We start from the raw sequence: 7914 nt of genomic DNA, 5'->3' as shown, positions 1-7914 counted from the left end.
TGTCGAACACGTGGCCGGTAACCCGCAAGCGGGGACCTCGTGACCACACAGGGCCCGGCCCGGTTCCGCTGGGGGGTTGGGGCCCGACCGTCATGCGGGACGCGATTGTCGCCCGTCCTCAAGGATTGTATGATCGTCGGACCATATTCCGACGTGCCAACCGGTAGCGCCAGGGCGACAGGGGAACGTGCATGAGTGAAGTCCAACCGAGACCTCGTCTCGAGGCCGGTACGGCCATCCGGCTCGAGGTCCTCGGTGAGGAGCACGTGAACCGCTCCTTGACGCAGAGCTCGGATTTCTCCCGCCCGATCCAGGAGTACGTGACCGAGACATGCTGGGGAGACGTCTGGTCCAGGCCGGGCCTCGACCGCCGCACCCGCAGCCTGCTGAACCTGGCTATCCTCACCGCACTCGACCGGATGCACGAGCTCGGCGTCCACGTGAGGGGAGCGGTGCGCAACGGGTGCACCGAGCAGGAGATCCAGGAGGTCCTCCTCCAGACGGCGGCCTACTGCGGAGCGCCGGCTGCGCTGGAGTCGTGTCGTACCGCCGAGCGGGTCCTGGCCGAGCTGCGCGCGGAGTCCCAGCGTTGAGGGCAGTCGAAGACGGGCGTCCCTCCGGGACCCCGCACTCCGCTGCCACGGTGGTGGCCGACATGATCGCTGGTCACGGAGTGACCCACGTGTTCATGGTGCCGGCCGTCATCCGCCGCTCCTTCGCCGAGCTGGAGCGCCGGCACCCGGCAGTGGCGAGGATCGCGACTCACGGCGAGAAGTCGGCGGCGTACATGGCCGACGGGTACGCTCGCGCGTCCCGCCGGCCGGGGGTGTGCGCAGCCCAGGTCGTGGGAGCGCTGAACCTCGCCGCCGGGCTGCGCGAGCCCTTCCTGGCCAGCTCGCCCGTCATCGCCTTCACGGGGGGACGACTGCCCGAGACCCAGTTCCGCAACGTCTACCAGGAGGCCGACGACCTGCCGGCCTTCGACCAGGTCACCAAGTACAACGCCGTCATCGACCACCCCGACCGGTTCAGCGACATGATCGGCCAGGCCTTCCGGGTCGCCACCACCGGCAACCCGGGCCCGGTCCACCTGCAGGTTCAGGGCAACGAGGGCCAGGTGGACATCCAGGAGACGCTGGTCGAGCCGTTCGTCGACCCCAGGTTCTCCCAGGTGCCGGCCTACCGCGTGGTACCGGACCCGGCTGCGCTGGAACAGGTGCTTGACGTGCTCGACGCCGCGGAGCGACCCGTGATCGTCGCCGGTGGTGGCGTCCGGGCCTCCGATGCGGGAGCCGAGCTGGTGGCCCTCGCGGAGTGGCTCTCCATCCCCGTGGCGACCTCCGCGAACGGTCGCGACTCGATTCCCGGACGGCACCCGCTGGCGGTGGGTCAGGTCGGCACGTACTCGCGTGAGTCCGCCAACCAGGTGGTCGGCGCGGCCGACCTCGTGTGCTTCGTCGGCACCCGGGCGGGCGGCATGACGACGCACTTCTGGGCGGTCCCGCCGATCGGCACCCCGGCGGTGCAGATTGACATCGAGCCGGAGAACATCGGGCGCAACTACCCGCTGCGAGCGGCCGTGCTCGCGGACGCGAAGCTCGCGCTCGACGGGCTACGACGGCTCGCGGAGCAGCGGAAGCGGCGGGACCGTTCCGGCTGGCTGGCCCAGGTCGAGCAGACGACGAGCGCATGGCGCGAGAAGTATCTCGACGTGCTCACGAGCGACGCGGTGCCGATCCGGCCGGAACGGATCTGCGGCGAGCTCACCGAGCACCTGCCCCAGGACGCCATCGTGCTGGCCGACACCGGGCACGCGGGCATGTGGATGGGACAGTTCTTCGACGTGGCCGATGCTGGGCAGTCCTACCTCCGCAGCGCCGGCCACCTGGGCTGGGCCTTCCCGGCAGGCATCGGCGCGAAGGCCGGTGCTCCGGACCGTCCAGTGGTGACCTTCACCGGCGACGCCGGCCTCTACTACCACCTCGGCGAGATCGAGACGGCCGTGCGCTGGAAGCTCAACGCCATCACGGTCGTCAACAACAACCACGGTGGCAACCAGAGCAAGCGAGGCTTCGACCGTGCCTACGGCGGGGAGGGGACGACGCCGAAGGCCGCGGAGATGTGGACCTACATCGACGTCGACTTCGCCCGGATCGCGAACGAGATGGGCGCCCTCGGCATCCGCGTCGACAAGCCCGGAGACCTGTCCAGTGCCCTGGACCAGGCCCAGTCCGCGGACCGGCCGGTGGTGCTGGACGTGCACACCGACATCGGTGTGGTGGCACCGCTGCCGGTGTCTTGACTCGGCCGGGCGCGCGAGCGCCCGGCCGCGACCATCACGGCGTGGTGGCCGCCGGCGTGCGCTCGATCTCCTCGGCCAGGATCGGCGCCGCCACCGTGGCCGCATGGATCCCGATGACGCTGGCGATCTCGAGGACTTCCACGATCTCCTCCTGGGTGGCGCCCAGGCGCAGGGCGTTGCGCATGTGCAGTTTGAGGCCGGGCACGTACAGGTGGGTGGCCGCCGCGTCGAAGGCGATGTAGACGAACTCGCGGACCTTGGGCTCCAGGGTCCCGTGCAGCCATGGGTGCGACGAGAAGTCGACGTAGGTGGCGAACAGCTCCGGATCCAGCTCAAGGAGGCCCTCCCAGAACTCGTGCCAGTAGCCGCGGTTCTCGGTGAACTCGGCCTTGAGGCGCTCCTGATGCTCGTCGAGAGGACCTGGGCCGTCTCGCAGGCCCTCCTCCTCGAGGACCTCGAGGAGGAGCGGCACCCCGATGTTGCAGGCGTGGATCCCCAAGGTGCTGGTGAGCTCGATGACCTCCATGATCTCGCCCGGGGTGGCACCCAGGTCGAGTGCGGCGCGTACGTGCTGCCGGATGCCGGGCTCGTAGAGGTGGGTGGCCGCGGCGTCGACCGCGATGTACATGAACTCCTTCGTCTTGGCGTCCAGGTGGTTCTTGCGCCATGGCACCGCGGAGAACTGGAGGTAGGCGTGCAGGAACTCGGGATCCAACTCGAGCATCCGCCGCCAGGGCGTCCCCCACGTGCCGCGAAGCGCGACGAACTCGTCCTTGATCTCCTGCTGGCGCGACGTCAACGTCATCCCTGCTCCTGGTTCCGGTGGTCGTCCTGGTTGTCCTGGTGGTGCTGCTGGCCGTTCGAGCCAGCGGGCGATCTCGGTGTGATCGGCCGCGGCCGGCAACGCGTCGGCGGCCGCCTCCCAGGCCTGGACGGCCGCGAGCCCGAGGGGCGCGGGCACCCCGACGGCCTGCTCGAGCGCGAGCCCCGCGCGCATGTCCTTGAGCATCAGCCGCAGCGCGAAGCCCGAGTCGTAGGTCTCCGGCAGCACGAACCGGGGCCACTTGACCTCGGTCGAGCCGCTCTTGCCGCTGGAGGCGTTGATGATGTCGAGGACGACTGGAACGTCGAGACCGAACTCGCGGGCGGCGAGCAGCGCCTCGGACGTCGCGAGGAGGTGCGAGCCCGACAGCAAATTGTTCAGCGCCTTCACGGCGTGGCCGGCTCCGACCGGACTCCCAGCGTGCACGACGTTGCTGCCCAGCAGTTCGAAGACCGGCAGAAGGCGGGCCATCACCTCGGGCGGTCCCCCCACCATGATCGTGAGGGCCCCCGCGACAGCACCCCGTACGCCGCCCGAGACCGGGGCGTCGACGAACGTGACACCCCGCTTGCGGGCGTCCTCGGAGAGAGCCCGCGTGCGCGCGGGCTCGGAGGATCCCATGTCGACGAGCAGGCAAGTGGCGTCGGTGGCCGCCAGCAGTCCGTCTCCCAGCAAGACGGCCTCGACCACGTCCGAGCTCGGCAGCATCAGGAGCACCGCGTGCGATCCGGTCACGACGTCGAGGACGTCGTCGACGACCTCGACGCCCGCCTCGCCCCTCAGCTCGGCGGTCGCGGCCGGCGCGGGGTCGAAGGCCCGAACGGTGATGCCGCCCTGCGCGAGCCGCCGGGCCATTGGTGCGCCCATCCGGCCGACGCCGACGATGCCGACCGTGTCGCCTGCGCCGATGGTGGTCGTCACGGGTGTGCCTCCTTGACCTCGTCGTACCACTCGGTGGTGCCGAGAGACACGGCGAGGTGGACCATCCCCGTGGTGCTCGTGCCGCCGTGCCAGTGCCGCTCGCCCGGCGGCACCCACACCAGGTCTCCGACCTCGATGCGCTGGGGTTCGCCACCGAACGTGCACACCAGGCCGCGGCCGCTGACCACCTTCAGGAGCTGACCGCGCTCGTGGCTGTGCCAGAAGGTGCGGGCGCCAGGTGCGAAGGAGATGGTCGCGACGGTCGTCCCGTCCGCGGCGATGGCCGGGTCGGCGTGCACGACTCCGGAGAACGTCGCGGTCCGCTGCTCCGTGGGTGCCTCTGGGTCGCGTCCTCGCACGATCCTCATGCGTCCTCCTCGCTGTGTTCGTCGCTGCTGTGCAGGCGTACGCCGCCGGCCGCGTCGCCGAGGGCATCCACCACCCGGTTGCTGATCTGGTCGGCGTACCCGAGGTTGTTCGCGAGCCCGAACGACGCAAGCGGACCCGCGGCATTGAGGGAGGTGACCCCGAGGTCCGCCAGGGCCGCGACGTACAGGGCGACGTCCTTGGTCATCAGGGCGTTGGTCAGGCCGCCCTCGAGGTAGTCGCCGGTGATGATCGCGGGGAACCGCTTCTGCGTCGCGAAGTTGACCCCGCTGCTCGAGTTCAGCACGTCCAGCACCCGGGCGAGGTCGAGGCCGGCCTTGCGGGCGGCGACCATCACCTCGGAGGTGGCGGCGAGGCTGACGGCGTTCAGGAAGTTGTTGAGCACCTTGGTCAGGTGACCGTTGCCCGGAGCGCCCATGTGGACGACGGACGCGGCGATCGGGTCGGTGACCCAGGCCAGATCTTCCAGCGTCTGTGCGGAGCCACCGACCATGAGCGTCAGACTCCCGGCCTCGGCGGCCACGGCGCCCCCCGAGATGCCGGCGTCGAGCAGCTCGACCCCTCGTTCCCCGAAGCGGGCGTGCAGGCGCACGGTGGAGGCGGGCGACGACGTGCCGAGGTCCACGACCACTTGACCCTCGTGACAGGACTGCAGCAGTCCTCCGTCGCCGAGCACAACACGTTCCACAACCCCGCTGTCGGGCAGGGAGAGCAGCACGACGGTGGCCTCCGCGGCCAGGTCGGCGACCGACGCCGCCGGTTCGCAGCCGATCTCCGCCGCGCGCGCGGGGTCGACGTCGTAGCCCAGCACCCGGTGACCCGCGGCCACCAGCCGCCGCGTCATCCGGCCGCCCATGTTGCCCAGGCCGACCATGCCGGCCACTGGTGTGCTCACCTGAGGCGTTCCTCTCCGTAGAAGGCCCTGTCGTGGGCCGCGGCGTCCCAGGCGCCGGCCCCTCCCGACGGTCGTACCGTGCTGACCACGCTGGCCCCGCCGTCGGCGGATAGGACCGCGCCGGTGATGTAGGTGGCCTCGTCGCTGAGCAGGAAGGCGACCGCGGTCGCGATCTCGTCGGGCCGGCCGGCGCGCCGCAACGGCGTGGTTGCGGCCCGCGTCGCCATGTCGTCGCGCCCTCCGCTCGCGGTGGCGTTGGCCGCGAAGAGCTCGGTCGGCACGATGCCTGGGGCCACGGCGTTCACGCGGACGCCGAGCGGCCCGCCGTACACCGCGGCGCCGTGCAGTAGCCCCAGTACCGCGTGCTTCGACGTCTGGTAGGCCAGCAGGTCGGCCGACCCCTGGAGGCTGCCGATCGAGGCGGTGATGACGATGTTGCCGGTCGTCCCCTGCGCCTGGTAGCAGCGGAAGGCCTCGCGCAGGCCGAGGAACACCCCGGAGACGTTGACGGCGAGCACCCGGTCGAAGTCGGCGAGCGAGAGGTCGGGCAGGGCGGCGAATGACCCGGGGACCCCGGCGTTCAGGTGGTGCAGGTCCAGGCGCCCGAAGCGCTCCACCGCGGCCGCGACGTAGCCGGCGACGTCGGCCTCCGACGAGACGTCGGCGGCGATGCCGATCGCCGGACCCGGCAGCGAGACGGCCACCTCGGCGGCGCGGTCCCCGTCCAGGTCGACGACCACCACGCTGGCGCCCTCCTCGGAGAGGAGGCGCGCCGAGGCCGCTCCCAGCCCGCCAGCTCCGCCGGTGACCACGGCGACCTGGCCGGCCAGTCGATCGGGACGTGACATCTCCTGCTCCTCACGCGATCCGCACGGCGAGTGACTCGTAACCGGCCACCGGCACGAACCGGTGCATCACCTCGGGGTCGTGCCCAGCGACCAGGAGCCGGCCCGGTGCGGCGGTCAGCTCGCGCAGCAGGTCGAAACCGGCGTACATGGCCGGCAGGTCGGCGACGTGGGCGAAGGGCCGTTCGAGGTCGAGCTCCTCGTAGTAGTGCAGCGCATCCGAGGCCACGACCACCAGGGAGTCCTTGCAGCGGACGCACACGACCAACTGACCGGGCGTGTGTCCCCCGACCTCGATCAGGTCGACGCCGGGCACCAGCTGGGTGTGGCCACGCACCTGGTCGACACGATCCTCGGAGACCAGACGCCGCAGCACGGCGATGTCGTCGGCCTCGGCCGAGTGGGCGAACAGCCGCTTGCCGGCGTACGGGCCGGTCCAGAAGGCCAGCTCCTCGGCGGCGATCACGATCCGGGCGGTCGGGAAGGCGTCGAGGTTGCCGATGTGGTCGTAGTGGGCGTGTGTCACCACGACGTGGGTGACCTCGGCGGGGTCGATGCCGAGTGCTCGCATGGCCTCGGGCGGCGGGCAGAGCATCGTGCGGCCCCGAGCGCCGCCGGAACGCTCGTTGAAGCCGCAGTCGACCACGATGGTCCGCCTCTCGTTGCGAACGACCCAGAAGTAGTAGTCCATCCCGATCGGGGAGTCCGTCTCGCCGTACAGGTGGTGGTGGAGGAAGACCTCCGACCGCATCGTCGTGCGGGTGCCGTAGCGGACGGCCAGGGCCTCGAAGGTCGCCAACTCGGCCATCGCTGCTCCTGGGATCCCTGCCTGACGCCAGCCGTCAGACAGATTGTATGTCTATCATACAAAATGGGTCGGTGACGGCCGTCCGTCAACTGGGCAGGGCGAGCGAGAGCACCCGGCCGGCCTCCTCGACGTGATGGGCGCACGCGCGCCGCGCGGCGTCGCCGTCGGAGGCGTCGATGGCGGCCATGATGTCGCCGAGTTCGCGCATGCTGTGGTCGACCCGACCGGGTACCGACAGCGTCAGGGCGCGCAGTACGCTGACCCTGGCGTGGAGTGACCGGGCGATGGCCGCGAGGGAGTCGTTGCCGGTGCCGTCGAGCAGGACGTCGAAGAAGCGGTCCTTGACCTCGACGACCGAGTTGCCTTTGGAGTACGTCGCCACGACGGCGTCGTAGGCCTTCTTGAGGGCCCGCCGCTGCGCCGGTGACGCCGTCTCCGCGAAGAGCTGGCCAGCCAGTCCCTCGAGGGTGGCCCGGACCCGATATAGCTGCATTGCCTGCTCGCGGCTGACGTTCGCCACGACGGTGCCGCGGTTCGGGACGGTGTGAACCAAGCCCTCGGCCGCCAGCTCGCGCAGGGCCTCACGGACGCTGGTGCGGGAGACGCCCATGGACTCGACGAGCTCCCGCTCCACCAGCCGCTCGCCGGGCAGCAGCCGCCGGTCGATGATGGCCTGGCGGATGTTGTCGACCACCTGGGACCGGATCGGGGCCGACACGCGCGTGACGCGGAGCCCATCGGGAGTGGCCATGCTGTTCCGTTCGCCGAGGATTGTATGACGGTGATACTAGTGTTGCGTGCGCCGCCCGGCTCGACAAGCGAGGCCGCGGCTCTCCCGCGATGCCATCACCCAGGCCGGTCACCTGGTTGACCGCCGCACGCTAGTCGCGCGGAGCCGTGCTTTCTCGGGGTGAGGCCACGTCGTGTTCGACG

8 protein-coding genes are annotated in these 7914 nt (G+C 70.6%); 2 read left to right on the top strand and 6 right to left on the bottom strand.

The window, feature by feature from the left end:
- The first annotated feature begins 191 nt into the window (after positions 1–191).
- Both ISU10_RS22360 and ISU10_RS22355 read left to right on the top strand, forming a co-directional pair.
- Positions 192–593, top strand: coding sequence for a carboxymuconolactone decarboxylase family protein (locus ISU10_RS22360; RefSeq protein WP_194698666.1), 402 nt, complete (start codon positions 192–194; stop codon positions 591–593).
- Positions 590–2302, top strand: coding sequence for a thiamine pyrophosphate-binding protein (locus ISU10_RS22355; protein ID WP_194698665.1), 1713 nt, complete (start codon positions 590–592; stop codon positions 2300–2302). The genes ISU10_RS22360 and ISU10_RS22355 overlap by 4 nt, the downstream gene beginning before the upstream one ends.
- A 34-nt stretch (positions 2303–2336) precedes the next feature.
- On the opposite strand, the gene ISU10_RS22350 is transcribed toward ISU10_RS22355, so the two are convergent.
- The 6 genes from ISU10_RS22350 to ISU10_RS22330 all read right to left on the bottom strand — a co-directional run bounded on the left by ISU10_RS22350 (position 2337) and on the right by ISU10_RS22330 (position 7732).
- Positions 2337–4046 carry an NAD(P)-binding domain-containing protein gene (locus ISU10_RS22350; RefSeq protein WP_370865795.1) on the bottom strand — a complete coding sequence of 570 codons (1710 nt, stop codon included), beginning with the start codon at positions 4044–4046 and terminating at the stop codon, positions 2337–2339.
- Complete coding sequence (locus ISU10_RS23395) at positions 4043–4414, bottom strand: cupin domain-containing protein (protein ID WP_228501763.1); 372 nt, start codon at positions 4412–4414, stop codon at positions 4043–4045. Before ISU10_RS23395 ends, ISU10_RS22350 begins: the two co-directional genes overlap by 4 nt.
- On the bottom strand, positions 4411–5328 hold the full coding sequence (locus ISU10_RS22345) for an NAD(P)-dependent oxidoreductase (protein WP_370865794.1): 918 nt from the start codon (positions 5326–5328) through the stop codon (positions 4411–4413). Before ISU10_RS22345 ends, ISU10_RS23395 begins: the two co-directional genes overlap by 4 nt.
- On the bottom strand, positions 5325–6176 hold the full coding sequence (locus ISU10_RS22340) for an SDR family NAD(P)-dependent oxidoreductase (RefSeq protein ID WP_194698663.1): 852 nt from the start codon (positions 6174–6176) through the stop codon (positions 5325–5327). Before ISU10_RS22340 ends, ISU10_RS22345 begins: the two co-directional genes overlap by 4 nt.
- A gap of 10 nt (positions 6177–6186) precedes the next feature.
- Entirely contained in the window at positions 6187–6981 is a 795-nt protein-coding gene (locus ISU10_RS22335) for an N-acyl homoserine lactonase family protein (RefSeq protein ID WP_194698662.1), read from the bottom strand.
- 85 nt (positions 6982–7066) lie between these two features.
- The gene (locus tag ISU10_RS22330) at positions 7067–7732 is read right to left on the bottom strand and encodes a GntR family transcriptional regulator (protein WP_194698661.1); all 666 of its coding nucleotides are present in this window, start codon (positions 7730–7732) and stop codon (positions 7067–7069) included.
- Positions 7733–7914: the final 182 nt, after the last annotated feature.

Origin of the sequence: Nocardioides agariphilus (genome assembly GCF_015352445.1) — a bacterium.
Taxonomy (GTDB): Bacteria; Actinomycetota; Actinomycetes; order Propionibacteriales; family Nocardioidaceae; genus Nocardioides; species Nocardioides agariphilus.
This window is presented reverse-complemented; position numbering and strand designations above follow the sequence as displayed.

Excerpts from the sequence above, each read along its gene's own strand:
- ISU10_RS22360 (WP_194698666.1), top strand. The coding sequence starts at position 192 with ATGAGTGAAGTCCAACCGAGACCTCGTCTCGAGGCCGGTACGGCCATC.
- ISU10_RS23395 (WP_228501763.1), bottom strand. The coding sequence starts at position 4,414 with ATGAGGATCGTGCGAGGACGCGACCCAGAGGCACCCACGGAGCAGCGG.
- ISU10_RS22340 (WP_194698663.1), bottom strand. The coding sequence starts at position 6,176 with ATGTCACGTCCCGATCGACTGGCCGGCCAGGTCGCCGTGGTCACCGGC.
- ISU10_RS22335 (WP_194698662.1), bottom strand. The coding sequence starts at position 6,981 with ATGGCCGAGTTGGCGACCTTCGAGGCCCTGGCCGTCCGCTACGGCACC.
- ISU10_RS22330 (WP_194698661.1), bottom strand. The coding sequence starts at position 7,732 with ATGGCCACTCCCGATGGGCTCCGCGTCACGCGCGTGTCGGCCCCGATC.